29 protein-coding genes and 2 pseudogenes are annotated in these 23,862 nt (G+C 35.2%); 6 read left to right on the forward strand and 25 right to left on the reverse strand.

What is annotated here, in order from left to right; genetic code table 11:
- Window positions 1-39 precede the first annotated feature (39 nt).
- From NKR74_RS14565 to NKR74_RS14580, 4 genes and pseudogenes are all read right to left on the reverse strand, one after another.
- Window positions 40-261 carry a YneF family protein gene (locus NKR74_RS14565; RefSeq protein WP_098309636.1) on the reverse strand — a complete coding sequence of 74 codons (222 nt, stop codon included), beginning with the start codon at window positions 259-261 and terminating at the stop codon, window positions 40-42.
- Window positions 262-339: 78 nt separating this feature from the next.
- Window positions 340-780 carry a sporulation inhibitor of replication protein SirA gene (gene sirA / locus NKR74_RS14570; protein WP_253630036.1) on the reverse strand — a complete coding sequence of 147 codons (441 nt, stop codon included), beginning with the start codon at window positions 778-780 and terminating at the stop codon, window positions 340-342.
- Between the two features lie 251 nt (window positions 781-1,031).
- Window positions 1,032-3,032 carry a transketolase gene (gene tkt / locus NKR74_RS14575; protein ID WP_253630037.1) on the reverse strand — a complete coding sequence of 667 codons (2,001 nt, stop codon included), beginning with the start codon at window positions 3,030-3,032 and terminating at the stop codon, window positions 1,032-1,034.
- Window positions 3,033-3,302: 270 nt separating this feature from the next.
- Window positions 3,303-3,419: pseudogene (locus NKR74_RS14580) on the reverse strand (replication-relaxation family protein); the annotation flags it as partial.
- Window positions 3,420-3,771: 352 nt separating this feature from the next.
- On the opposite strand from NKR74_RS14580, the pseudogene NKR74_RS14585 reads away from it, so the two are divergent.
- Together NKR74_RS14585 and NKR74_RS14590 are read left to right on the forward strand one after the other, a co-directional pair.
- Window positions 3,772-4,070 (forward strand): annotated as a pseudogene (locus NKR74_RS14585) (hypothetical protein).
- Window positions 4,071-4,104: 34 nt separating this feature from the next.
- Window positions 4,105-4,575, forward strand: a complete 471-nt coding sequence (locus NKR74_RS14590) for a hypothetical protein (RefSeq protein ID WP_253630038.1) — start codon at window positions 4,105-4,107, stop codon at window positions 4,573-4,575.
- Window positions 4,576-4,608: 33 nt separating this feature from the next.
- Here the strand turns inward: NKR74_RS14590 and NKR74_RS14595 are convergent, their stop codons facing one another.
- The 13 genes from NKR74_RS14595 to NKR74_RS14655 all read right to left on the reverse strand — a co-directional run bounded on the left by NKR74_RS14595 (window position 4,609) and on the right by NKR74_RS14655 (window position 13,411).
- Window positions 4,609-5,661: an N-acetylmuramoyl-L-alanine amidase gene (locus NKR74_RS14595; RefSeq protein WP_253630039.1), complete on the reverse strand. Its 1,053-nt coding sequence runs from the start codon at window positions 5,659-5,661 to the stop codon at window positions 4,609-4,611.
- Window position 5,662: 1 nt separating this feature from the next.
- A complete protein-coding gene (locus tag NKR74_RS14600; protein ID WP_253630040.1) occupies window positions 5,663-5,923 on the reverse strand; it encodes a BhlA/UviB family holin-like peptide in 261 nt (86 codons plus the stop codon).
- A 126-nt stretch (window positions 5,924-6,049) separates the two neighbouring features.
- On the reverse strand, window positions 6,050-6,784 hold the full coding sequence (locus NKR74_RS14605) for a hypothetical protein (protein WP_253630041.1): 735 nt from the start codon (window positions 6,782-6,784) through the stop codon (window positions 6,050-6,052).
- A gap of 63 nt (window positions 6,785-6,847) precedes the next feature.
- Entirely contained in the window at window positions 6,848-8,377 is a 1,530-nt protein-coding gene (locus tag NKR74_RS14610; protein ID WP_253630042.1) for a hypothetical protein, read from the reverse strand.
- A gap of 34 nt (window positions 8,378-8,411) precedes the next feature.
- Entirely contained in the window at window positions 8,412-9,653 is a 1,242-nt protein-coding gene (locus NKR74_RS14615) for an SGNH/GDSL hydrolase family protein (protein WP_253630043.1), read from the reverse strand.
- Window positions 9,654-9,665: 12 nt separating this feature from the next.
- Window positions 9,666-10,430, reverse strand: a complete 765-nt coding sequence (locus tag NKR74_RS14620; RefSeq protein ID WP_253630044.1) for a BppU family phage baseplate upper protein — start codon at window positions 10,428-10,430, stop codon at window positions 9,666-9,668.
- Between the two features lie 64 nt (window positions 10,431-10,494).
- Window positions 10,495-10,806 (reverse strand): AbrB/MazE/SpoVT family DNA-binding domain-containing protein, encoded by a 312-nt coding sequence (locus tag NKR74_RS14625; RefSeq protein ID WP_253630045.1) that lies wholly within the window; start codon window positions 10,804-10,806, stop codon window positions 10,495-10,497.
- A 217-nt stretch (window positions 10,807-11,023) separates the two neighbouring features.
- Window positions 11,024-11,299, reverse strand: a complete 276-nt coding sequence (locus tag NKR74_RS14630; protein WP_253630046.1) for a stage V sporulation protein S — start codon at window positions 11,297-11,299, stop codon at window positions 11,024-11,026.
- Between the two features lie 167 nt (window positions 11,300-11,466).
- A complete protein-coding gene (locus tag NKR74_RS14635) occupies window positions 11,467-12,009 on the reverse strand; it encodes a site-specific integrase (protein WP_253630047.1) in 543 nt (180 codons plus the stop codon).
- Window positions 12,006-12,467 carry an ArpU family phage packaging/lysis transcriptional regulator gene (locus NKR74_RS14640; RefSeq protein ID WP_253630048.1) on the reverse strand — a complete coding sequence of 154 codons (462 nt, stop codon included), beginning with the start codon at window positions 12,465-12,467 and terminating at the stop codon, window positions 12,006-12,008. Before NKR74_RS14640 ends, NKR74_RS14635 begins: the two co-directional genes overlap by 4 nt.
- Window positions 12,468-12,587: 120 nt before the next feature.
- Window positions 12,588-12,767: a hypothetical protein gene (locus NKR74_RS14645; protein WP_253630049.1), complete on the reverse strand. Its 180-nt coding sequence runs from the start codon at window positions 12,765-12,767 to the stop codon at window positions 12,588-12,590.
- 42 nt (window positions 12,768-12,809) lie between these two features.
- Window positions 12,810-12,995: a hypothetical protein gene (locus NKR74_RS14650; protein ID WP_253630050.1), complete on the reverse strand. Its 186-nt coding sequence runs from the start codon at window positions 12,993-12,995 to the stop codon at window positions 12,810-12,812.
- A gap of 128 nt (window positions 12,996-13,123) precedes the next feature.
- Window positions 13,124-13,411 carry a hypothetical protein gene (locus tag NKR74_RS14655; protein WP_253630051.1) on the reverse strand — a complete coding sequence of 96 codons (288 nt, stop codon included), beginning with the start codon at window positions 13,409-13,411 and terminating at the stop codon, window positions 13,124-13,126.
- A 583-nt stretch (window positions 13,412-13,994) separates the two neighbouring features.
- Between NKR74_RS14655 and NKR74_RS14660 the strand changes: the two genes are divergently transcribed.
- Window positions 13,995-14,456: a hypothetical protein gene (locus NKR74_RS14660; protein ID WP_253630052.1), complete on the forward strand. Its 462-nt coding sequence runs from the start codon at window positions 13,995-13,997 to the stop codon at window positions 14,454-14,456.
- A 185-nt stretch (window positions 14,457-14,641) separates the two neighbouring features.
- Here the strand turns inward: NKR74_RS14660 and NKR74_RS23960 are convergent, their stop codons facing one another.
- Together NKR74_RS23960 and NKR74_RS14665 are read right to left on the reverse strand one after the other, a co-directional pair.
- The gene (locus NKR74_RS23960) at window positions 14,642-14,776 is read right to left on the reverse strand and encodes a hypothetical protein (RefSeq protein WP_301287706.1); all 135 of its coding nucleotides are present in this window, start codon (window positions 14,774-14,776) and stop codon (window positions 14,642-14,644) included.
- 547 nt (window positions 14,777-15,323) lie between these two features.
- Window positions 15,324-16,058, reverse strand: coding sequence for a MerR family transcriptional regulator (locus NKR74_RS14665; protein WP_253630053.1), 735 nt, complete (start codon window positions 16,056-16,058; stop codon window positions 15,324-15,326).
- A 260-nt stretch (window positions 16,059-16,318) separates the two neighbouring features.
- Here NKR74_RS14665 and NKR74_RS14670 point away from each other — a divergent pair, with 260 nt between their 5' ends.
- On the forward strand, window positions 16,319-17,902 hold the full coding sequence (locus NKR74_RS14670; protein WP_253630054.1) for a bifunctional metallophosphatase/5'-nucleotidase: 1,584 nt from the start codon (window positions 16,319-16,321) through the stop codon (window positions 17,900-17,902).
- A 45-nt stretch (window positions 17,903-17,947) separates the two neighbouring features.
- Here NKR74_RS14670 and NKR74_RS14675 read toward each other — a convergent pair whose 3' ends face one another.
- Together NKR74_RS14675 and NKR74_RS14680 are read right to left on the reverse strand one after the other, a co-directional pair.
- Window positions 17,948-18,187, reverse strand: coding sequence for a DUF896 domain-containing protein (locus tag NKR74_RS14675; RefSeq protein ID WP_098311098.1), 240 nt, complete (start codon window positions 18,185-18,187; stop codon window positions 17,948-17,950).
- Window positions 18,188-18,232: 45 nt separating this feature from the next.
- On the reverse strand, window positions 18,233-18,889 hold the full coding sequence (locus NKR74_RS14680; RefSeq protein ID WP_253630055.1) for a YneB family resolvase-like protein: 657 nt from the start codon (window positions 18,887-18,889) through the stop codon (window positions 18,233-18,235).
- A gap of 141 nt (window positions 18,890-19,030) precedes the next feature.
- Here NKR74_RS14680 and lexA point away from each other — a divergent pair, with 141 nt between their 5' ends.
- A complete protein-coding gene (gene lexA / locus NKR74_RS14685; RefSeq protein ID WP_098311100.1) occupies window positions 19,031-19,651 on the forward strand; it encodes a transcriptional repressor LexA in 621 nt (206 codons plus the stop codon).
- 27 nt (window positions 19,652-19,678) lie between these two features.
- Here the strand turns inward: lexA and NKR74_RS14690 are convergent, their stop codons facing one another.
- The 3 genes from NKR74_RS14690 to NKR74_RS14700 are packed head-to-tail and all read right to left on the reverse strand — an operon-like array spanning window position 19,679 to window position 21,363.
- The gene (locus NKR74_RS14690) at window positions 19,679-20,497 is read right to left on the reverse strand and encodes a DUF4097 family beta strand repeat-containing protein (protein ID WP_098311101.1); all 819 of its coding nucleotides are present in this window, start codon (window positions 20,495-20,497) and stop codon (window positions 19,679-19,681) included.
- A 5-nt stretch (window positions 20,498-20,502) separates the two neighbouring features.
- Window positions 20,503-21,048: an HAAS signaling domain-containing protein gene (locus tag NKR74_RS14695; protein ID WP_253630056.1), complete on the reverse strand. Its 546-nt coding sequence runs from the start codon at window positions 21,046-21,048 to the stop codon at window positions 20,503-20,505.
- A 3-nt stretch (window positions 21,049-21,051) separates the two neighbouring features.
- Window positions 21,052-21,363 carry a PadR family transcriptional regulator gene (locus tag NKR74_RS14700; RefSeq protein WP_253630057.1) on the reverse strand — a complete coding sequence of 104 codons (312 nt, stop codon included), beginning with the start codon at window positions 21,361-21,363 and terminating at the stop codon, window positions 21,052-21,054.
- Window positions 21,364-21,650: 287 nt separating this feature from the next.
- Here NKR74_RS14700 and NKR74_RS14705 point away from each other — a divergent pair, with 287 nt between their 5' ends.
- Window positions 21,651-22,508 carry a peptidoglycan-N-acetylglucosamine deacetylase gene (locus NKR74_RS14705; protein ID WP_253630058.1) on the forward strand — a complete coding sequence of 286 codons (858 nt, stop codon included), beginning with the start codon at window positions 21,651-21,653 and terminating at the stop codon, window positions 22,506-22,508.
- 37 nt (window positions 22,509-22,545) lie between these two features.
- Here the strand turns inward: NKR74_RS14705 and NKR74_RS14710 are convergent, their stop codons facing one another.
- Window positions 22,546-22,968 (reverse strand): YfmQ family protein, encoded by a 423-nt coding sequence (locus tag NKR74_RS14710; protein ID WP_253630059.1) that lies wholly within the window; start codon window positions 22,966-22,968, stop codon window positions 22,546-22,548.
- Between the last annotated feature and the right edge of the window lie 894 nt (window positions 22,969-23,862).

Below are 23,862 nucleotides of genomic sequence, written 5' to 3' on the forward strand. Positions count from 1 at the left end.
AATAAAAAGGCACCCCTATTCGAGTGCCTTTTATAGCGCTTATTTCAGTTGTTGTTTATTCATTGCGCTCATCATTTGATTGATTTTCTTTTGGGATGGTTTTTGTCCCATTTGCATCATCATCATTTTTAACATTTGTTCATTAATTGGTGGATTTTTTTGTAAATAGTTCATCATATATTTGCGTGCGATGAAAAATCCTAACGCAACGCCTGCTACTAGTGCTAATACGCCCACTAGAACAACTACCCAAATTGACATATATTTTCCTCCTTCATGTTGTCTACCTTACAGTGTACTAAAACCTTTTCAATAAGACAAGATTGTATTCGACATTTTTTATATATAAGTACGCACTTGTTTAAGAGGATTTAACCATCCGTATTGTTTACTCTCATAATCCATCGCAAGAAATGTTAATTCACATTTTCTAAGTACTTCAAAAATGGTTGTTTCCATTTCAACATTTTCAGAAGTATGCATTCGAATATACTGTGGCTTAATACTCACTTCCCCATACACATTTCCTTTAGATATTATATGGGTATGCTCATTTCTTTCATATTTCCCATATGTTCGCAGTGCCTGTTCCATTTTATGATGTAATTTCATTACTTGTAAGGGCAACGTAATATACTTTATTTGTTTATATAGCACTTTCTTTTCTGAAAGGGAACGAGACTGTGCAAAACGAGCAAACAAATCAAACAATAAAAACTCACGACCAAAATACGACTTCGTAACATCTTCTTGAATTAAGTATAGTTCATACGTTCTCATACTTTCCCTCCCGCATTGGACAACTTTATTTCCCTTCATTATATAGAAACAAATATGCAATGATTGTCTGACTGCGGAGAAAGAAAAAACTTTTTCTGTCGAATAAAGTGAAACTCCCATCAGTAGGGGATTTTCTTTATCCTCTACTGATGGAAAAATCTCACCAATCGGGGTCTTACTGCCCGTTAATACGGGATAAATCTTTTTACATAGAAAAATCTCTCCATGCCGGAGAGATTTTTCCAAAATCATTAAAGCATTTCTTTTACTTTGCGAACAACGTTTTCTACAGTGAATCCGTATTCTTCCATAATCTTTTCACCAGGAGCAGAAGCACCGAATGTATCGATACCTAGCACATCTCCTTCAAGACCAACGTAACGATGCCATCCGAATGTAGCACCCATTTCAATTGCGAAACGTTTTGTTACTGCTTTTGGTAATACAGATTCTTTATATTCAGCAGATTGTGCATCAAAGCGGTCCATAGACGGCATGCTGACAACAGCTGCGTCAACACCGTCTTGTGCTAATGCTGTTTGCGCTTCAATTGCTAAGCTTACTTCAGATCCAGTTGCAAGTAAGATTACATCAGCAATTTCTTTCTTGCTTGCAGAAACTACGTATGCACCTTTCGCAACTTTTTCATACGTATCGTCTTTAGCACCTTCTAATGTTGGAAGATCTTGACGAGTTAAGATTAATGCTGTTGGTGTTTTTGTAGATTCTAACGCTAACTTCCAAGCTGCAACAGATTCGTTACCATCAGCAGGACGAATAACAGATACGTTTGGCATTGCACGAAGAGCTGCAAGCTGTTCAACTGGCTCATGCGTTGGTCCATCTTCTCCAACTGCGATACTATCATGTGTGAACACATATGTTACTGGCAATTGCATTAACGCAGCAAGACGAATTGCTGGACGTAAGTAGTCAGAGAATACGAAGAACGTACCACCGTAAGTTTTTAAACCGCCATGAAGTGCAATACCGTTCATTGCTGCACCCATTGCGAACTCACGTACACCGTACCAAATATTTTTACCGCTGTAGTCTTCTCTTGTGAAGTCTTTTTCTTTGTTCATGTATGTTTTGTTAGAACCAGCAAGGTCCGCAGATCCACCAAAGAATGATGGTACAGATTCAGCAATTGCATTAATAATTTGTCCTGAAGATGAACGAGTTGCTGTTTTTGAACCCATTTCGTATGTTGGTAAGTTCTTATCCCAACCTTCTGGAAGAAGACCTTTCATTGCTGTTTGCAGTTCAGCTGCTAATTCTGGATATGCTTTTGCATAACCATCAAGCATTGCATTCCACTCAGCTTCTGCTGTTTGTCCAGCATCTTGTACTGTTTTACGGAAGTTCTCATATACTTCTTCTGGTACATGGAAATCTTGTTCAAATGCCCAAGTATATGCTTCTTTTGTTAATTTCGTTTCTTCTACACCTAGCGGAGAACCATGTGAAGCTGATTTTCCAGATTTGTTTGGTGAACCGAATCCGATTGTTGTTCTTACTTCAATTAATGTTGGACGTTTTTCGTCAACTTTTGCCTCTTCAAGCGCTTTCGCAATTGCTCCGATATCGTTCCCATCTTCAACACGGATTACTTGCCAGCCGTATGCTTTATAACGATCCTCTACGCTTTCAGAGAAAGAACGATTTAAATCACCATCTAATGAAATATCGTTAGAATCATATAACACAACAAGACGGCCTAATCCTAAGTGAGCCGCTAATGAAGATGCTTCAGCAGAAACGCCTTCCATTAAGTCTCCATCACCGCAAATTGCATATGTATAGTGGTTAACAACGTTATACTCATCACGATTGTACTTCGCTGCTAAATGTCTTTCAGCCATTGCCATACCAACAGCTGTTGCAATACCTTGTCCAAGTGGACCTGTTGTTGCATCTACACCTGGTGTATGACCGAATTCAGGGTGCCCTGGTGTTTTACTTCCCCATTGGCGGAAATTCTTTAAATCATCCATTGTTACGTCATAACTAGATAGATGAAGTAAGCTGTATAGTAACATTGAGCCATGCCCTGCAGATAATACGAAACGATCACGGTTAAACCATGTTGGATTATTTGGATTATGTTTCATAAATTGCGTCCATAGTGTATATGCCATTGGTGCTGCACCCATTGGCATTCCTGGGTGACCAGAGTTTGCTTTTTCAATCGCATCAATGGATAATGTGCGAATCGTGTTGATAGAAAGTTGTTCGATTGAATGTGACATGATATTCTTCCCTTCGTTTATAGTAGTAAACGTTTTCGTTTTACACATCTATATGATATCTTTCCTTGCAAGATTATACAACATGTACGGACAAATATGTTTATGTTTTTTCGGATTTGTTCAAAAAACGTACTAAAATCTACAATGTATAGGATTTCAATTTGCTATACTTTTTTTAGATTTTCACACTTTTTTAAAAAGAATGTGGTCAAAAATGTGGTCAATGTGGTCAAATTAAAATTTGTCCTGCATAACAAAAAACCTATCTAACAAATCATATAGTGTTCGATTTACATTTCTAATGCCACCCATATCATGCACAGCCATTAAGTGCCTTCGCGTCGCAAACTGTAACTTACAAATTGTAAATAAAATCTCATTCTCCACTAGACCTTATCCTGTTTAGTTTCCGTTATCTTTTATAATATAGCCCTTTGATGTGTTCAGTATTAAAAGTTAAACTGATTTAATTCTCCAAGCTATATCCATTTGAATTTATATGTTAAAAGATAGGAGTGGCTTAGGCCTCTCCTACAAAATGACAAGTAAAGCAATTTGAGTATATGATGCGAGACAAATTAGCGCAAATAGATGAAAACTCATTTTTATATGAGAAAATTTGATTTATGTACATTGAATAATATAAATATTAAATTTCCAAAAGTTTGATATAATGGATTTATTATATCACTTGAGGGGAATTTTCATGGATTATGATACAGTCGCGTCATTGTAACGCATGCAACAGCTACAACAAGCGGAAGCTGCCGCTGGAAACAGATTAATTTTAAGACGAGTAGCTATTTAGATACTATATTGACTCTAACTGCAGTTTTTTCATCAATTTTAACACTGGGATTATCTCTTATATTATTTACAATTTATTTCATAATAAAAGAATTTACAGCTAAAACATATTTAGTTAAGAATATGGCTACTGGTGAAAAGTTCAGAGTGGATAAAGCTGAATTTAAGCAATATAAAAAGGAATTTAAGGCGAAAGAAAAAGAAGTTAGAAGTATATCTGATTTAAAATAAACTCCAGATTTTTCATAAAAACATAAGGATATCGGTGATTAAATTGCAAAGAAAAGGGATATTCAAAGAAAACACTTACCAAACAATATTATTAGAAACTGATTCAGAACAAAAAACAATTCGAATTACTCAAGAATATTTTAAGACTCAAGAAATTAATGAAATTAACATGACTTATGATGAATGTGTCAAAATGGAAGAGTTAGTAAAAAAATGTGTGAATGATTCGTTAAAAAAACAACGTGGATTAGAGAATAGTAATGTTTTTTATGGTACATATAATCCTGCATTAGAAGATGATGAAAGACGAATTGTCACTGTGGTAAATTCTGCAAATCGAAGTTTATCGATACAGATTATTAATAAGTATGTTGTAAATCTCATTGATACTTTAAAAAATGAAAATAAAACTAGTGTTTTAAAAATAAACCTTAAAGAACTTCAACGCATGTTTATTAAGCTAGATCTCTTTTTATACAAGAACAATTACAAAATAAAAAGGTAAGCCGACTCTATGTAAGAGCCGGCACTTTTTATTTTATTCTTTAATTTTCACATAATACTGATTAGCAGTAATGTAATACATATTACCCCTGCTATTTTTCACTTTATATTGTGGTGAACCATTCACAGATACTTTATCTACAATCTCGAATCCTAATCCTACATCTACTGTTCCAGCAACATCTCTATCAGCCCAGGAAGGTTTAGAGTAGAATCGTAGACTATCAACATTGGAAACTACTCGTTTGCCAGCTACAGAAGAAGATTCACTGTTATTGTAACGAATATAAGACGGGTCATAATAAATCCATTGATTTCCTCCAAGGTTTAACCAGTTTCCTAGTTTACCCCATACTTTGTAAGCCTCCCCTTTTTTAAGATTACGAATAACACCATTATCTGTCGATGGTCCAGAACGAAGGTTTACGTTATAACCTTCAATATAAGCAATCCCTGTCGCACCTACAACACTTGAAGAAGGTTCTTGTGGTTTTGGCTTAACTGTAACAGTTTCTCCATCATATGCTTTCTGTACGTCTGCTCGGAATTGCGCTTCTGATACACCATGGCTACGCAAGTAGTCTAGCGGGTCTTCATGGTCTGTACCGCCTAATTGATGAGTTACGTCTGAATGCGTCCACAGTCCTTTTTCAACAGATAGATTGTTATCTTTTAAGATTTTAGCGAGTAGTTTCACATATTTATCGTATGAACGCTTGAATTTATCGTAATCAGATGTTTCGCAAAGCTCTACGTGTACGAATCTTTTGTTTGCCGCTGGTCCTGCTCCATACGCAATGTAATTCGTGTCAGCAATCTGAATTGTTTCGTTCCAATCTACTGCATAGTGAACGAAAGCGTTATACCATGTACGAGACTCATATTTTTGGATGTTGATTGCCGGAGCCTCTGGTGTCGCTGTACTATGCGCTACAACGCCTTCATATGCCCCTACACCATAATGGTATGGCATTTTAGGTAAATCATCAATAATAAGCTTTCTATCAGCAAAAGCCCCTGTTGCGAAGCTGAACAGGAGCGTTAGAGTCATAAATACAGAGGAAACGAGTTTAATTGATTTTTTCATATTATCTATCACCTTTCGTACCAAGAATTTGTTTGATTTCTGATACATCTTTAGAAAGTGAACCGAATGATTTTGCTTGTTCTTCGATGACTTCTTGGTTCTTTTCAATGACTTGCTGATATTTGTCTTCACGTTCTTTGTTTTCTTTTCGTGTCGCTTCTAATAACTCTTTACTCTCTTTTCGTGTTGAGAATAAAAGCCAAACAAAAAGAGCGCCAAAAGCGCCCTGTGATAGCATTACATTGAAAACTTGCTCTTCCATTTTTATCATCTCCTTTATGAAAAATAAAAAAGCCTGCAATAAGCACGCTTCATTTTGTTATATAAGCCATATTTTATAAAGAAAAAGAGAACCTAATCAGTTCTCTTCTCAAACATCTAAATTACCTTAATACAATACCTTCAATTTCGATTGTTCTACCGGTTTTTGAATTCCATATTTATTAGTAATAGATTTCACTAAATCCGAAAACCACTTAGGTGCATCAGGTGAAACATAGATATTTTCAATCAACGTTTCAACGTTTACCGAAACGTTGATTCCTCCACTAATACTAGGGCCACAGATTTTATCCTCTTCATCCATATATGATTCATCAATAAAAGCTCTTAGTTCTTTTTCGTGTTCAAAAGATTTACGTTTATGAAGCAATGGATAATACACATTTCCCTCATGCATCCAGTCTTTCTCATAATCAATATACCTTATCTTCTCTATATATACGTCCTTAGATGTTTCTGTAAAGCTGTCTGCCAATCTTTTAAATGTTGATTGAATCGCAATGCCCTCGTTACTTTTTAAATAGAGCTTCCACATTGCAGCTGATTCATGCGGGTTTATGTGCCAACAGTTAGCAATAATAAAAGGCTTCGTTTCATTAAAAATCTTTTCTGTTGCATAATACATCGCCTGAGATGGAGGATTCCCCCCATAAACTGCAGGTCTTAACTGTTCATTTGCTACAGAAAACGATCCTTCAAAACGGTCTTCGAATTTATCGATTCTGGTAAAGAACAAGGATTGTTCATTTAAAAGACTAACAAACTTTGCAAAATCCATATACCTCCAAATTTTCATATTCTCATTTTCGATACCATTAAAATCTACATGTTTAACATACATTATTTCTCGCCTCCTATTTATATCAAAATACAACAATATGAGGCGAATATCCTGTTATATATCTTAACGATACTTCTCAAACCATGCCAAATAAGCGACAGGATCAAAATGCTTCCAATCTCCATGTGGACGAGTAACTAAATCAGCATCTACCTGCACACCTTCATTCACCATATTGCTATCTTCTAAGACTTTCATAAGAGGTAATGTATTGTTAACCGGGTCTGTTACACCATCAGTTAAGGAATAATAAAATTTTATTGGTGAAATAGCCGTTGTTTTCATTCGTACACCGTCAATAAGCAACGTATTCACTTTCTCAGGATCATGCGTTCGCGTAGCTTTCTCAAACTGTGCTTCTGTCAATCCTGTTGAAATGTCATATACTGTTTCAATAGGTGCCCGATGTGATGGATAGCCATTGTAATGTTTCCATAAACAAGTGAGTGGATATTGTAATATCATCGCTTTCACTCTTGTTATCCCACCAAGTAAATACATAGCATTCAATGATGTCATAGCTCCATTTGAAGCGCCAATCATAAAACATTTCTCTTCAACATTATAGTTTTTTCTCATATGATAGAAGAAGTCAACACATGCTTGTCGACAATTATCATTTCCATATAAACCATCACCGTAGTTTTCTGCTCCGCATACTACATATCCGGCTTCTAATAGTCTCTCAATTGTTTCATTTGAGTATTTTTTATAATACGGATTATTCGTGTCCATATAAGCATTGTTGTTTTGTGTGTCTACCCCGAATTGTGTTTTGCTTGTCCAATTTGCGGTTGCTTCTGTGCCGTCCATATTCCAACCGTTCCCGTGGTTACAAATAACAAAAGGGTGAGGTTTCCCGTTCGGGTCATAATTAGCAGGAGTGCGAACAAAACACCAATCGTTACCTTTTCCGCCAAATTTATAAATATATACATTTTTCCCTTGTGTAGCACCTTGTGTTGAAAGTTTTTTCGCTCCATTCAAACCAATGGCAGGTACAGAAACAAGCCGTAGTTCTTTTGCAACCCATTCAACTAGATTCGTTGATTTTAATTGCGTTCTCACTTTATGGAAACTCATAACAATTGATGGATAGTAATCTTTGACATTGTAACGCTTCTTATCAACGTACACATAAATTTCGGAAAGTGAATTCCGCTCTATGACAATTTCATGTTCACCATTCAATCCAGTAGTAACAATATTTTTGAATCCACCATTTTCATGATACATACATATTGCATTGTTTGTTGGTTCGTATCCTACCAAGAAACGCTGCCCGCTTGTAAAGTCTTTAAACCCAATCATTACCCCTGCAGTTTTAGCTGTATCAACGAAAATTTTAAAGGATAGCCGTATTCCGTCAATATTAGACAATGTGTTTGATTCCGTAGTATGCACCATTGATGTGGTTTGTGTCGGGATAAAAACATCTCCATTAGCATTCCAATACTGTGAAAAATCAGTTGATAGTGTCGGAAAGAATGAGATCAATGTTTTTGGAATTGAATTTCCGAACTCTAATTTACTATCCATTTTCTTTGTTTCTTTCAGTGCTTTCATCGAATTCACAAAACCTAAATCACTCATGATTTCACCTCTTTTATATTTCAAATGTTGTTTTTTAAATCATTCCTTGTTTTGTAAGGTTGATTAAAGTAGGTCTTGAAAATTCCGTATCAAAAGCTCCTCCCGAGACTTCCATACGATACAAAAAAGCAGTTGTTCCATTAGGGATTGCAAATGGTTCTGATACAATTATGCCATTATGATTTGCTTGTAACTCTTGCTGAAAAGCGTATCCTTCCACTGACCCTGTTGCTACTACGCGAAGTGTAAACTTAGGTGCTGCGATTCCTACAGTTCCCGGTATAAATTTGATTTTTAATGCAACTTGACATAAGTCACCTACAGCCCATTTATCATTTAGGAATGATGCATTTACATTGAATGAACCTGTTTCGCTTCCTGTTGATGTAATTTTGCATCGTACGGCATCAGCATCGAAAGTAGGATTATTCGAGAACTCGTATACATATCCGCCAGGATTGGCACTCACAGAAAAACCGTCCGGGATAGAATCACCGTTGCTATCTATCAACCATAACGGGTTGAATGTATTACCGTTTATAAGAACTCTAGTATCTAAATTATCTAAAGCAATAAATGATGTAGCTGTTTGCATTAGTGGTTTTATCTTATCGGCAAAAAATTTACCAGCTTTATTTACTCCCGCTAAATTAGGATGAATAGAATCATAGTTTAGACCTGTTTTCCATCCCCCAGTTACCGGGTCTAAAAATTCATTATGAAAATCAATCAAAGGAGCATGATATTTTGCAGCGAGTGCTGATACTAAATAATTTATTTTTCTTATTCTAGTCCGCTCATTATGTGCATTTGCAGGAAATAAAGTGCAAAAAATAACGTTTTTACCCCACTGTAATGCCTTTATAGCCATTGCTTCAATGTTTTTAGCCGTTTCTGTAGGTTGTAACAACGCATCGTTAACGCCACCGCAAATAGTGAGTGTATCCCACTCATTTACCCGCAATCCTAAATCAGTATCAATTCTATCTAACATTTGTTGTGTTGTATTTCCTGCTACTGCGGCATTAATACCGATTCGGATTAGCCCCCCTGAATGAATAGAAGCTGTAGCAATCCATGTTTCCCCACGCATTCGTATATTGTCGTTATTTCCTCCGGGATTGCCTACATAAAATGGAGATTGTCCTATTGAGTCAGACATTAACGCAATTCTAGACCCTAACTGAAGTCCGTTTGTTAATTTTGCTGAGTTGTTATTTACTTTCTTTACTTCTTTCAATGCTTTCATTGAATTGACTAAACCTAAATCGCTCACACTATCACCACCTTACGCTTTTGTATTGACAGTACTAGTTAAATTTCCATTTGTATCATAGTTATACTTAGTTGTTACTGTTTGTCCGTTCATTACTTTCACGCTCGTATCAACGTCACCACTTGCAAGATAAGTAAATGTAGTTGTGCTCACAATTGCATTTGTTTTATCTTTTTCAGTGATAACATCAACTGATCCATCAGCTTTGTAAGTATAAGAGAATTTATTTTCATTAATTCCATTCAAAGTGCTGATTCCACTTGTATTTTTGTCAATTTGATCCTGTGTAGCAGTCGCTTTTTCTCCTGCTTCAATAATCTTATCAACGTCTACACCTTCGAACTTTTCCCCTGCCTCAATTGCTTTTTGAATAACGTTAAATTCGTTTGTTGATTCAATCGCCTCATCACTAGATAATGATTCATCAACAAGAAACATGAATTTTTGTGTATCAGCCATTCTTGTATCTTCTCCGATGTGAACTTGTCCAATAACGTTACCTAATGCTGCTAATGTTTGTGTTTTTAAGATAATTTGATATTTACCGTTTAATGGATTGATAGGTTCGCAATCTTCTTGAAAAACACGAGTTCCGTCCGGTTTCTTGAATGAAACTCTTACTGTTGTTGAGTTAGACAAATCAACTCCTTCACCGTTGTTTTTTACATTAAAAATAATTTTAGCTGTGTTTTGATCATTTTGTGAAAATCTAATATTAGAAGATAAAGATGTGTTATTAATTAGGTCAAGATTAATTTCATATGTTTTAACTATCATATTTTTCCCTCTTTTTTTATTTATTTTTGTTTCCTTCACCTTTCTAAATAAAAAAGAGCAGCAATTATTGCTCCTCTAATGGATTCGGTTGCGGAAATAAATTTGCGCAACTTGGACATAATTCTTTTACAACACCGTTCTGTAATGTAACTAACTTCAGTTCTGTTTTCGTACCACAAAAATCACATGGATGATCAATCGAACCAATAAAAATGCAATCGGTATTTGCTGTAATCTCTACACGTCTTCCTATTTGAACACCGATTGCTTCAACGTACTGGCGCGGAATAGTAATGATAACACTACCATCACCTTGTCCAGAATCTTGTACTTCAGATAAACTTCCTAAATATTGACTCCCTATTTGTTCTTGCATTCTATCACTCCTAATAGTTTATCCGTTTGCAAATTTATACCATTGGTTATTGCCGCGCGTATAAAAGCCCCATCCTTGTTCTCCAACTCTATTATTAACTTTATAACACTTTCTTTTTTGAGTTACACAACACAATAAAAATGGTTAACTATAAGTAAAAAAGAAAAAGACCGACTTCTATCGGTCTTTTCAAATATTCTTATATTGTTGGTCTCTTCTAAGACCTAGATTTTCTAGGACCTACAATTAATTTGATTGCTGTTCTTTCTTGATTATCGATTGAAATCTCTTGAAATGCTGGAATAAGAACCAAGTCAATACCACTAGGAGCTACGAATCCTCTTGCAATAGCAATGGCTTTAATTGCTTGATTTATAGCGCCAGCTCCAATCGCCTGAATTTCTGCATTACCGCTTTCTCTTAATACGCCTGCAATTGCGCCTGCAACTGAATTGGGATTTGATTTTGATGATACTTTTAATATATTTTCCATGTAATTTGCTCCCTCTGTTATTTAATCGTCTTTTTGGTTACTGACTGGAATGTAATTAACGTACCTTTAACTAATATTCATATCCAAAGCAAACAATACTATTGAATGTATTTATTCGATATTTTTTATGTTGTACCTGCCCATCTACATAAATAAAAAGCGAATTACTAAATCTTAAACTTAGTCATCGCTCTATCCATTGCATCTTGGTTTACCCCTATATATCTAAGTGTTACTCTTTCTGATGAATGATTAAATATCTCCATAAGCAAGGCTATGTTCTTTGTTTGCATGTACATATGATATCCGAATGTCTTACGTAATGTATGCGTGCCAATCTCATCTAAACCAAACTCTGCTGCTGTACTTCTAAGTATTTTATATGCCATACTTCTACCAATCGGTCTGTTACTACCTTGTCTACTCTTTATTAAATACTCTTTGTCCTCTCTTTCTTCAATGAACCATTTCAACTCTCTTTTTAATGCTGGAGTTATTTGAATACGCTTCTGTTTCCCTGTTTTCTTTTCTCTCATAGAAATGTGACTGCCTTTTAAATCTCCAACCTTCAATTTTAAAATATCACTTATACGCAATCCCGTATTAATTCCCATTACAAAGAGAATATAATTGCGTTCATTCTTCTCTTTTAAATACTCTTTAATCTGTTGTATTTGTTCTGGATCACGAATGGGCTGAACAAAATTCACTCTTGTTCACCTTCCTTTTGCTCATAAACTTCTAATCTAAGTGCAAATGCAAGCTTATAAAAAGCATTAGCTTTATTACGTCTATACGTACGTTCACTCATGCCAATCTCGTTATAAACCATATAATCAAAAACATCTTCATCTTCTAAATAGCGCTTTACAATTATTTCTCTTTGATTCTTACTAAATCGACTTAATGCTTTATCAATTTGAAAGGATAAGTGCTGTAACTTCTCTTCCCGTTCACTCAATTCTACATTTGCTAAAGCAACATCTTCTGCTGGCTTTCCAACAACATTTGTTGGGCCGTGATATCTTACCTCACAAGAAGCTGTGACCTTCATCTCATTTCTAATCATCCCAAACTGTCTATAAATACGAACATTTTCAAGAATTGCTTCTAAACGAGCCTGTGTTGCTTTACTATCAATTTCTGGTAATAAAGTTAATTGCGTCATATATATAAACACTCCTTGTCTATTTTAATAAAATAAAAAAAGCGAACACCAAACCACAGAACGATATTAATATCGCTCTTTATGATTTGATGTCCGCCAGTTATTCTGGTAGGACAATATTTATTTTTCTTCTTCCTTCTTACAAACTGTCCAATATAAATTTTGCTCTTTCAATAATCTATTATAACATCTTGGCTTCATGGCTGCTTTAACACATTCCATATTACAATAATATGTATTGTCATATTCACAATAATATCCTTTACTAAGTGCTTTTTCACACGCTGTACATAATTGCAAACTATTTTCTCCTGTCTATAAAAGGATTATTTTGTTGAGTTTTTATTCCTTATATCCCTGCCAGCTGTCTTCTGTTAACTTGAAAGCATCTGTTTTTAACCAGTTATTCCGCATACGTTTCATCTGATCTACCGCGTCACCGTGACGCATTAACCGACCAGAAATAATTGTGAAGGTTGTCCCTAGTAGAAAGAAAATATCAGCTAAGAACAGTTCGAATTTCCTCATCCATCATCACTCCGCATACTATTTCTCCATCTGCACATACTACAAACAGGCTACTCCTAGAATTCACAACCTGTAGGCCTATTCTCCCCTCTCCAAGAGTGAGCAGTTAGCTTTTGCTAGCTGCTCTTTTATTTTCGAATCATTGCCGTCATTACTACTGGCGGTCCATTTGTTCCATATTTCATAATTTGAGCAATTGATTGTAACTGCTGAATTCCTTCTTCTTCATTACGTTTACCTGGAACGATTACTGACGAACAATATAACGGTTGAACAGCATCACTGTATGGAGACTCTTCTGCTAAATAAAACTGTGCGACCATCGGAAGTTCTTCTCTTTTACAAATTTCTAAAATCTGCTGCATTAACGGTGCAATTTCATCATCATAAACTTTCTCTTTATCGTACATATTCATCCATTCCCCTTTACTACAAAATGAAATTTTTATTAGATATTTACACCTCGATGAGTAACTGGCATATATTATCATGTGTGCCATATTCCACTCTCTGAGGGCCCTGATAAGAGTACTTTTGTTTAGTGCTCTTTTTGATTTTTTAAATAGACATCTTCTTTTTTACATATTTTCAAAAAGGATGCACACACTATCCATAAGCCGTTCGAACTAGCTGCTTCACTCTTTCTTTCAATGAGTAAGCGATTAGTTGATCTCTCAAACTCATGAGACCCACAGGCAGGCAACTAAAAAAGTTGTCTGTTATTTTTTTGTATACTCCTTTCCAATTCACACATACTATTCATGATTCAATTTACCAATACGAGTCATTTTGGTGTTTTTAAAATCTTCCTAAGTTATTTTACTCCTCATGGGACAAGCAATTTCGCTTGTCCTATTTGTAATTAAAGCTTTATCTTAATGCCACTTTTCCCGATTCTCTACATTTAAATTTATTTTTTATTTAGTATTAAAAGCAAAAGTTTGTACATTATAAAAAATGGTGCTCACTACTATGTGGGTACAAAAGGAGGATTTTAAAATGGACAAACAAACAGAGAAACAAGTTGAAGCTGTGGCACGAAAAGCTGCTGATTTAGAAGTTTCACAAGAATTAACTAGTCTTAAAAATCAAATTCAGCAGTTTCAGCAGTCTTTATCTCAAGCATCTCAAGGTCAACAACAACCGCAACAAGGATTGCAACAAGCTAACCAACTGATGCAACAGCTTCAACAATTTAGCCAGCAGTCTCAACAACAAATGCAACAAGCTGATCAACAATTACAACAAACTATTCAACAAGCTATTCAAACACTAAATCAAGGATTACAGTATCTACAAGCTAATCAGACATTAAGCCAAGTAAATCAAGCTATTTCTCAGGCTCAATCACAAGTTGGTCAAATGGGTGGTCAACAAGGCCAACAAATGGGCGGTCAACAAGGCCAACAAATGGGCGGTCAACAAGGCCAACAAATGGGCGGTCAACAACAATTTCAATAAGCGCATTCTTAACAATCCATACAATAGTAATTTTTCTGTATCTTATACAGCAGTAAGCAAACTCCAATTTCTTTTTGTTAGTAATTATTAATATTGAACAAACAAAAATATAAATTCTTGAAAGGGCACTTTTATTTAGTGCTCTTTTTCGATTCCATACTCAAATAGCGTTTTTGTTCAGTTTCTTATCCGTTCCATATCGGTTTTATATTATTGTCTTTACAATACGCTTCATATTCATCTAGCAAACTCATCAAAACAGCATGATTGTCTGTCCATTTGTCACCAAACGTATTTTCATACCATTCAGTGTAAGACATGGTTAAACGCCCCTTTCCCTATCATTTATAGGTTTTTACAGGTATCCTCACGCCATAACTATAATCATCTCCACCAAATTCAATGCATTGATCAAATATTTCATCTTTCCTGTGCCACTTGAACGTGAGATCTAGATACTCACTATAAGATGATAATGTTACATTCTCGGAGATTTTTAAGTTCCCCATGGCACCACGCAGATACAACATGTACGGACAAATATGTTTATGTTTTTTCGGATTTGTTCAAAAAACGTACTAAAATTCACAATGTATATCAGCTATACTCTTATGTCCAAACCTTTCTTATACCCTTGAATTCTTTATTTCTTGTCACTAATCAATAATTACATGCTACCCCTCATTATCTTTAAACATTGCATTCGAAATGATACACATATTTTTTATTCATGATTTTAAATATCGTATTTTGATTACAACTGATAACCACACTTTCTAATATAGAAGCCAAGTTTTTTTATTTCACAATCAAAAGGTCCTATTCTCCAAATGAAGAATAGGACCTTTAAAATTGCAAGCATACACTTTACTTCTTATTACGATCTGCATACACTGCCATCACATCACGCATAAATTTCGCTAAACCTTCACCGAATTGGTCAATATTTTTTGTAAAACGTTCATCATCGACATACATTTGTCCTAGGCCTTTAAATGCATCTAATGAGTATTGACCAAAATTCTGCAAATAGTCATACCATTCTTTAATCGCTTTTTGAGCCTGCTCTGATTCAGGTGAGTCATTACGAAGTGCCGCAAGTTTCCTATAGATTGCATTATATTCTTCTTGTTTCTCTCTCGTCATGTTTGCTGCTGTTTTATTTGCCTTGTCTACCGCTTCATTTCCCCATCTTTCACGTGCTTCTTGCTCGTATGGGTTTTGACTAAAATCAAAGCCCTCAAATTTTTCTTTGTTCGTCATTTGAATTTCTCCTCTCGTATGTTGAATCGTCTTATCAATCGTTGCAATCACTTTATCGAGTCTAAAGCGCTTCTCAAGCAGCATTTTACGATGCAAAACGAGTGCCTCTTCTCGATTAAATGAAGGATCATTGATAATTTCTTTAATTTTCTTTAAAGGGAAGCCAAGTTCTTTAAAAAACAGGATTTGTTGCAATGTCTCCAAATTATCGTTGGAATAAAGGCGATAACCAGATTCGGTCGTCTCCTCAGGAGTTAATAACCCAATTTCATCATAGTGATGTAGTGTGCGCACACTAATACCAACTAAATCTGCTACTTCTTTTACTTTCATTGTCATCATTTTGCCCTCCCTTAGTACATACGATAAAGTATGACGTAACGTTAGAGTCAACACAAAAAGATAAAAAATATAAAAAACGTTTTCTATTCAGATATTAACCCAAAATAGAAGACGTTTTTCAAGTAGGATACAAATTATTTATACAATCTATTTGCGAATTGAATTAAGAATGAAATCAATAATAATAACCATAAATATTTTATTAAAATTATTTGTTATGATTTATCATAAGTTAACAATAAAGAAGGGTGATACTGTTGAATCTGAATAACGTAGTAAATATAACTATCTTACTAACAAGTGATGTACACGGTACGGTTTACCCTATTCACTATCAAAATAACGAAAAAGCAGAATTCGGATTAGCAAAACTTGCAACACGTATTGCGCAAGAACGTACCCAAAATGAACATGTAATCTTGATCGATAACGGTGATTTCATACAAGGAACTCCATTTACTTATTACTACGCCAAATATATGCAACATGAAAAACACCCCATGTCCATCATCGCCAATCATATCGGCTATGATGCAGCGATTATTGGCAATCATGAATTCAACTATGGAATGGACATATTAAACAAAGCAATTACAAATGCAAAGATGCCCTACCTAGCTGGTAACATTTTAGATAAAAAAACAATGGAGCCCTACTTTGGAAAACCCTATATCATTAAATATATACATCCTAATATAAAAATTGCGATACTAGGGGTTACAACTCACTATATCCCGAACTGGGAACAACCACAACATATTGAAAATTTAACTTTTGAAGATGCATTAAAATCAACCAAAAAATGGATTTCCTATATTCGTAAACAGGAACAACCTCATTTACTTATTGTGTCATATCACGGAGGGTTTGAACGAGATTTGCAAACTGGAGAGCCAACAGAAGTTTTAACTGGGGAAAATCAAGGATACGCAATATGTCAAGAAGTAGAAGGAATCGATGTATTGTTAACAGGACACCAACATCGCTATATTGCTCATACAAAAATAAATGGAGTGACCGTCTTACAGGCGGGCAGCAATGGGAAATCATTAGGAAAAGTACACGTCTCCTTAAAAAAGGATAATACCGAGTGGATTGTTGAGGAATGTTATTCTGAATTGTTATCTGCGGAAAATGTTCCAGCAGACGAAATGGTACTTTCACTGGCATCTGCATACGAAAACCAAACTCAGCGTTGGTTAGATCAACCCATTGGTACTATTATTGGTGATATGCTGATTCGCGATGCGATGCAAACTCGTTTGCAAGATCATCCCTTCATCGAATTTATAAATAAAGTACAGATGGATGTAGCTGGAGTGAATATTTCTTGTACAAGCTTGTTTCATAATGAATCTTCCGGCTTTCCAAACCTCATTACAATGAGAGATATTGTTTCGAATTATATTTATCCCAATACCCTAAAGGTCATTCGTGTTACAGGAAAAGATATAAAAGAGGCCCTTGAGCTATCTGCCAAATATTTCTCGTTAGATACAGATGGAAATATCATTGTAAACCCTTCATATATCAAACCAAAACCGCAGCATTATAATTACGATATGTGGGAAGGAATTTCATACATATTAAACATTTCAAAACCAGTTGGGGAAAGAGTCGTTTCCCTACAATATGAAGGGTCTCCTCTTCACTTGCATCAAGAGTATGACGTTGTCATGAACAATTATCGTGCAAGTGGTGGCGGAAATTACGTAATGTATCAAAATAAGCCCATTATAAAAGATATACCAATTGATATGTCTGAGCTCATTGCAAATTACATATTAGAACGAAAAACAATCGAAGCGATGACTAATCATAATTGGAAAGTTGTTAAATAATGAATTTTCCTATCAAACTTAAAAAAGATGGGCTGCGCCCATCTTTTAATTTAACTTTGCTTTATTTTGTTTTTTTAATTCTTTTAACTTTTTCGGCGTAACGTCTTTACCGTCTTCGTTAACAACTTTGATTGATTTCAATTCGTTTAACATGTTTTGACGAAAACCTTTTAAATATTGTTCACGGAGCGATTGACGCTCACGTTGCTCTTCTTCCGTTAAACCTTCTGCTTTTGCTTTTTTCGCTAAGAAATTAATGCGTTCAATGAGTTCGTGACTTAGCATCTCGAATCCCCTTTCTACTAAAAACTGATTATTATCATACAATAGTTACTCTTGTTTATCAAGCAATTGCTTCGTATACTCTACATACCGGCGATGTACAGTCGCTTTTGATACTTCATGACCAAAACCACGAAGCGTTGCTGCAATTTCTTCAAATGTTAATTCATTGCGGCGCAGACGAATAATCTCTTCGATAGGCACTTCTTTTTTCTCCCGACCTGTGCTTAAATGACGATTCTTTAAATTTTTCTCTGGACGAAATCCATTTTCTACAGCTCGCTTCATTCCACGTTTAATCTTTAAATTATGAATCTTCCTCTGGTATTCTTCTACTATACCAATAATATCAAGTACCATTGAATCTGCGTCAGAAAGCTGTAATTCGCCATTATGTGCATGTGTATATACTTTTACTCCTTCTTTTTGTAAACAATGCATTAAGGCGATTTTCGCATTCCCTCTCCCAAGACGTGTTTCATCTTGAATGAGAAGCACGTCAACATGTTCATCACGAATGGTATCTAACACTTCTAAAATACCATCTCGTTCTATGCTATATCCGCTCGCTTTTTCTTCTACTACTCTTACAATATTCATTTGATACTGTTTAGCTAAATGCAATAATTCATCTTTTTGGCGTGTTAATGATGTTTCCTGCGCTTCTTTCGTCGTGCTCACACGTGCATAAATAATCGCATTCATTTCATACCCTCTTCTCTATCTCACTTTTCACATCATAGTGTATCACAAACTAAGCATTTATTCGAACTTATGTTTGTAGAATATTTTTTCACATGTTATAATACAAGTAAGAAAATTTAAAGAAAACGAGGTGTAAAAAACATGGAGAAGTTAACGAAACGACAGCAAGACATTCTCGACTTCATTAAACAAAAAGTACAAGAAAAAGGTTATCCGCCTTCCGTACGTGAAATCGGTCAAGCAGTCGGTCTTGCTTCTAGCTCTACTGTGCACGGACATTTATCTCGCTTAGAGGAAAAAGGATACATTCGCCGCGATCCAACAAAACCGAGAGCCATTGAAATTTTAGGAAACGATAACATCGAAACGGATACACAACCAGTCGTTCACGTACCGATTGTCGGGAAAGTTACAGCTGGTTCACCAATTACAGCAGTTGAAAGTGTAGAAGAACATTTCCCACTTCCGGCAAACCTCGTTTCAGGCTCAGATCAAGTATTTATGTTACGTATTTCCGGAGATAGTATGATTGAAGCCGGTATTTTTGACGGAGACTTAGTTGTTGTTCGCCAACAGCAATCTGCTTACAATGGTGAGATCGTTGTCGCTTTAACAGAGGACAATGAAGCTACGGTAAAACGTTTTTACAAAGAAAAAGATCATTTCCGTTTGCAGCCAGAAAACTCTTCTTTAGAGCCTATCATTTTAGATAACGTTTCTGTTATCGGAAAAGTAATTGGTGTCTATCGTCATTTACACTAAAAACAGACCAGCTGAGCTGGTCTGTTTTTAATTCGTCTTGATTTTTACATTTCCTGCTGCTGTTTCCCCGCTAATCTGTACCTTTCCGTTCCCTAATGTAATTTCTTTATTTTCTTTCCCGAAAATCTTTACATCTCCTGCATGAGAAGAGCCCTTTACAACGGCATCTTTCGGTACTTCCTGTAGCTGAATATTGACATCTCCTGCTGCTGACTCCGCTTCAATACTATATTGCGGGTTATGCTGCGTTACCTCTATATTTCCTGCTGTTGCTTCTGCAAGTACTTTTCCTTCTACTTTATGCAAAACAATATCCCCCGCGCTAGATGAAGTATTCACGTTATTCGATTTTATTTGCTTCATTTCTACTTCACCTGCTGCTGTATGTGCGGATACATTTTCACTTTGAATGTCTCGCACTTGAATATTTCCCGCCTCTGTCTCTATTTCAACTTGATTGTATACGCGTTCAGGTACAACGACTATTAAACTTTCACCTTTGAAACCAAATGAAAAAAAAGAAAAATCAAATATATGTTTCTTTTTTGTTTTCACTTCCACTTGTAGCGTTTCGCCCTTCTCATTTACGTCTAACTTTCGTTTTTCCTGATCACCATTATACCGAACTTCAAATGAATCAGTCTTTCCTTTTTCAATTACAACATCTCCTACATCTGTGTCAACGTTGATATTTTTAATTTGATCATTTTTAAATTGTTTCTGTTCCAATTTCTTTGTTCCCGCTGACCCATTCACAGATTTCATAAAAAAAGCTGATCCTGCAAAAAATAAACCAATTCCTCCAATTACAATACAAACAAGTGCTATGAATACAATTTTCCTCATTTTATCTACTCCCCTTTAATTACTTTTAAATTCCAATTGGCGTATTTGACAAAAAGCGTTTTAAACCAAACTGTACAATAATAAGCACCAATCCCTAAAAGTAAACCAATACCTAAGAGTAAAATAGAAACGAATACATCAGATAAAATAAAAATTTGAGCAAAAATAATTTTTGTTAACACAAGTAAAGGTGATAAAACAAATACAGCACTAACTGTCCAAAGTGTTAAAATAAGACTTCCGATTGTTAATAACGGGGCTAATACAACAACTAAATTTAAAAAACTGAGTCCAATGATTGCCACAATCGCTCTTGCTACATTAGAAAAAGTTGGATTATGCTTCACCTGCTCTAAGCGATGAGACGCTAACGTTTCCTTAGCAATTGTTTTTGGCGAACCAAGAGCTTTTATAATTTCCGCTTCTGTTTTCCCTTCTTCTATTCCAAATTGAAAGTGTTCCTCGTAATCATATAAAATATCGTTCCGTTCTTCTTCTGGCAGCTTTCTAAGGTGTTCTGATAATTCATGAAGAAATTGTTCTTTAGTCATTCGCTACACCTCTTCAATAATTTCTTGTACTCCCCTTGCAAAATCACGCCACTCTGTCACAAGCGCATAGAGTTGCTCTGCACCTTGATTTGTTAACTGATAATATTTCCGCGGAGGCCCTTCCGATGATTCCTTTAAATATGTATGAAAGTACCCTTCTTTCGTTAGACGACGTAACAATGGATACACTGATCCTTCTGATATTAAAAACTTATTTGAAATTTGCTGAACTAATTCATAGCCATAGCAATCTCGTTTCCTTACAAGCGCAAGAACGCAAAGCTCCAATACACCTTTTTTAAATTGAACGTTCAAGGGCAATCCTCCTTCCCATTCAGTACTATTTAATGCAAGGTACTTAATTAACCATAATATACCATTCAGTACTGAATATTACAAGGTACTATTCCAAATTTTATAAAATAAAGTGAAAATTAGGCAGATGAGGATTTCTTTATCTCTCCCGCCCCCTTGAGATATAACCCATTAATACGGATGAAAAACAAACTACTCACACTTTTTTCTTCCCTAACCAAACTGTAATCATTGGCATATAAAAGTTTTAGAGAGATTTCTATCTTTTCTAAGGAGGTATTTCAATCATGTATTCTTTTTATCCACCCAAAGTGGTATTTCCCTTTCAGAGCACTCCCTACAATCATATTTCGCCTTGTGTTCTTCCTTCAATGGTTTCATATTCATCAATTCAAAATCCATTTTATACTTTAGATTATACGAAATCAGTTCCTACTTCATCACAAGCCCCGTTTCCTTTTCAGATTCAATCTAAGGAAGAAGCAACGAGAGGATCATGGACTCCTTTTCCTTGGGTTGAAAAATATGCATACGCTTTTTCAGGACCTTATAATAAATCCGAAGTGGCTCTCACGTTTGATGACGGTCCCGATCTCTTATATACTCCACAAGTGTTAGACAAATTAAAAAAACATAGTGTAAAAGCTACATTTTTTTTGCTAGGTGAAAATGCCGAAAGATATCCTGAAGTTGTAAAACGAATTGTTAACGAGGGACACATCGTGGGGAATCATACTTATAACCACCCTAACTTGGCAAAAATAAGTGATGAGCAATATCATGAACAAATTTTAAAAACAGAAAACATATTACAAAAACTAATAGGATATTCTCCGAAACTAATCCGTCCGCCTTATGGCATTATAAATGAAGATCAAGTTAAGTGGGCTACTGAACAAAACTTTATGATTATTCAATGGAGTGTCGATACATTAGATTGGAAAGGGTTAAACGCTGAGGTAATTACTAACACAGTATTAGGAAATACCTTCCCTGGAAGTATTCTCTTGCAACACTCTGCACCAGGTGGGAAACTACAAGGTTCTGTAAATGCCCTTGACCGATTTATTCCTGACCTTACATCTAAAGGGGCGCGCTTTGTGACTCTTCCAAAAATGTTTAATACTTCAAAACAAAGAAAATAAAATTTCTATTTAAAAAGGACCGTCTTTGACGATCCTTTTAAACTACATCCCCCGTTACTAACATAGGACTTTTTTGAAGGCTATTGGAACGTAGGCTATACGCAACTACTTTCTTCTTGTTCTGTTTGAACACATCAACGTGATCGTTGTAACTGTATATAGAAAACCTAACGTCCTTTTTGCCCCTCTTAGTATCAATGACCAATGGAGTCCCGCTGCTCTGTGGAGGAAAATAATATTTCTCTAAAAATAACGCTTCGTTAAAATGATTAATAACTTGAATTTTATCTTCACCTTCTAAGCGTTTTCCGTCGATGGTTACGGTGACAGCAGCTTCATTAAGTTTTGGATGCAATTCAAATTTGCTGACAAACGATTCCACAACAGAGGTTGGAAGACTCGTCACTATTAATTTAATAGCAAAAAAAAGAATCAACGAAAGTATAAACCAGGTCGTCATATTGTATCATCTCCGTTACATTCTAAAATAATATTATTACATAACTCATATCGGGGATCAGCCGATCGACATATAAAAATAGGGCATAATAACACATTATTTACCAACTGCTTACAATTTCTATATTATCATAGTGCAAATGGTAAATTTGTGTACATTATGTGAAACTTGTTAAAGTTATGAGGAAGTATCAACGGCAAATGAGGATCCTAATTAAATCTTTTTATTCCTATAATACGGTATAAACTCACGTAGAAAAGCACTCTTTCAGGTGTCTAAAAAATATAATTTATCGTAAGCTATCGCGAATCGCTTTTAGGAGTTTCGCCACATGTTCATCAACCTAATGAAAACAGGTACCCCCAACGAGAAAATTGATATCAATTGAAGTAAATGATGAAAGTAAAATCTAAATGATTAAACTCTATTTACTTTCATAAAACTAACAAGCTCGTAAAATATTTGTTAGTTCGTTCCCCTATCATTATACTTACTAACTCTACAATGCTAACTTCTGCTATATACAGAAATGAAACTATCTTTTCTTCTACTATAATAAAGAACATAAAAAAAAGGCCCATCCACTCTTCTCGCATCATATACAAGGCTTGTCTTATAATCTGTCCAAATACCTAGAAATGCACCAATAGTAATTGAACTACCCCCACCTACCGCTTCACGTTTGAGGTGGGGGTCTTCTCGCCAGATATGATAAAACATCAATTCACCAAGAAATTTTTTCAACCTTCAGCACACCATTTTTTGCAACCAAAAACCCCCTAATACCTAATGTATCAAGGGGTTGAAACTCTTAGTAAAGAGTCATATTTTAGTAAGTACGTTTCAAATAGTTATGTTTATTTGTAAGAACTAAGGAAATGAAACTTTTAACAA

Source organism: Bacillus sp. 3103sda1, from assembly GCF_024159135.1.
GTDB lineage: Bacteria > Bacillota > Bacilli > Bacillales > Bacillaceae_G > Bacillus_A > Bacillus_A rhizoplanae.

Excerpts from the sequence above, each read along its gene's own strand:
- NKR74_RS14565 (WP_098309636.1), bottom strand. The coding sequence starts at position 261 with ATGTCAATTTGGGTAGTTGTTCTAGTGGGCGTATTAGCACTAGTAGCA.
- sirA (WP_253630036.1), bottom strand. The coding sequence starts at position 780 with ATGAGAACGTATGAACTATACTTAATTCAAGAAGATGTTACGAAGTCG.
- tkt (WP_253630037.1), bottom strand. The coding sequence starts at position 3,032 with ATGTCACATTCAATCGAACAACTTTCTATCAACACGATTCGCACATTA.
- NKR74_RS14595 (WP_253630039.1), bottom strand. The coding sequence starts at position 5,661 with ATGAAAAAATCAATTAAACTCGTTTCCTCTGTATTTATGACTCTAACG.
- NKR74_RS14600 (WP_253630040.1), bottom strand. The coding sequence starts at position 5,923 with ATGGAAGAGCAAGTTTTCAATGTAATGCTATCACAGGGCGCTTTTGGC.
- NKR74_RS14605 (WP_253630041.1), bottom strand. The coding sequence starts at position 6,784 with ATGTATGTTAAACATGTAGATTTTAATGGTATCGAAAATGAGAATATG.
- NKR74_RS14610 (WP_253630042.1), bottom strand. The coding sequence starts at position 8,377 with ATGAGTGATTTAGGTTTTGTGAATTCGATGAAAGCACTGAAAGAAACA.
- NKR74_RS14620 (WP_253630044.1), bottom strand. The coding sequence starts at position 10,430 with ATGATAGTTAAAACATATGAAATTAATCTTGACCTAATTAATAACACA.
- NKR74_RS14625 (WP_253630045.1), bottom strand. The coding sequence starts at position 10,806 with ATGCAAGAACAAATAGGGAGTCAATATTTAGGAAGTTTATCTGAAGTA.
- NKR74_RS14630 (WP_253630046.1), bottom strand. The coding sequence starts at position 11,299 with ATGGAAAATATATTAAAAGTATCATCAAAATCAAATCCCAATTCAGTT.
- NKR74_RS14640 (WP_253630048.1), bottom strand. The coding sequence starts at position 12,467 with ATGACGCAATTAACTTTATTACCAGAAATTGATAGTAAAGCAACACAG.
- NKR74_RS14650 (WP_253630050.1), bottom strand. The coding sequence starts at position 12,995 with ATGAGGAAATTCGAACTGTTCTTAGCTGATATTTTCTTTCTACTAGGG.
- NKR74_RS14655 (WP_253630051.1), bottom strand. The coding sequence starts at position 13,411 with ATGAATATGTACGATAAAGAGAAAGTTTATGATGATGAAATTGCACCG.
- NKR74_RS14660 (WP_253630052.1), top strand. The coding sequence starts at position 13,995 with ATGGACAAACAAACAGAGAAACAAGTTGAAGCTGTGGCACGAAAAGCT.
- NKR74_RS23960 (WP_301287706.1), bottom strand. The coding sequence starts at position 14,776 with ATGTCTTACACTGAATGGTATGAAAATACGTTTGGTGACAAATGGACA.
- NKR74_RS14665 (WP_253630053.1), bottom strand. The coding sequence starts at position 16,058 with ATGACAATGAAAGTAAAAGAAGTAGCAGATTTAGTTGGTATTAGTGTG.
- NKR74_RS14675 (WP_098311098.1), bottom strand. The coding sequence starts at position 18,187 with ATGCTAAGTCACGAACTCATTGAACGCATTAATTTCTTAGCGAAAAAA.
- NKR74_RS14680 (WP_253630055.1), bottom strand. The coding sequence starts at position 18,889 with ATGAATGCGATTATTTATGCACGTGTGAGCACGACGAAAGAAGCGCAG.
- lexA (WP_098311100.1), top strand. The coding sequence starts at position 19,031 with ATGGAGAAGTTAACGAAACGACAGCAAGACATTCTCGACTTCATTAAA.
- NKR74_RS14690 (WP_098311101.1), bottom strand. The coding sequence starts at position 20,497 with ATGAGGAAAATTGTATTCATAGCACTTGTTTGTATTGTAATTGGAGGA.
- NKR74_RS14695 (WP_253630056.1), bottom strand. The coding sequence starts at position 21,048 with ATGACTAAAGAACAATTTCTTCATGAATTATCAGAACACCTTAGAAAG.
- NKR74_RS14705 (WP_253630058.1), top strand. The coding sequence starts at position 21,651 with ATGTATTCTTTTTATCCACCCAAAGTGGTATTTCCCTTTCAGAGCACT.
- NKR74_RS14710 (WP_253630059.1), bottom strand. The coding sequence starts at position 22,968 with ATGACGACCTGGTTTATACTTTCGTTGATTCTTTTTTTTGCTATTAAA.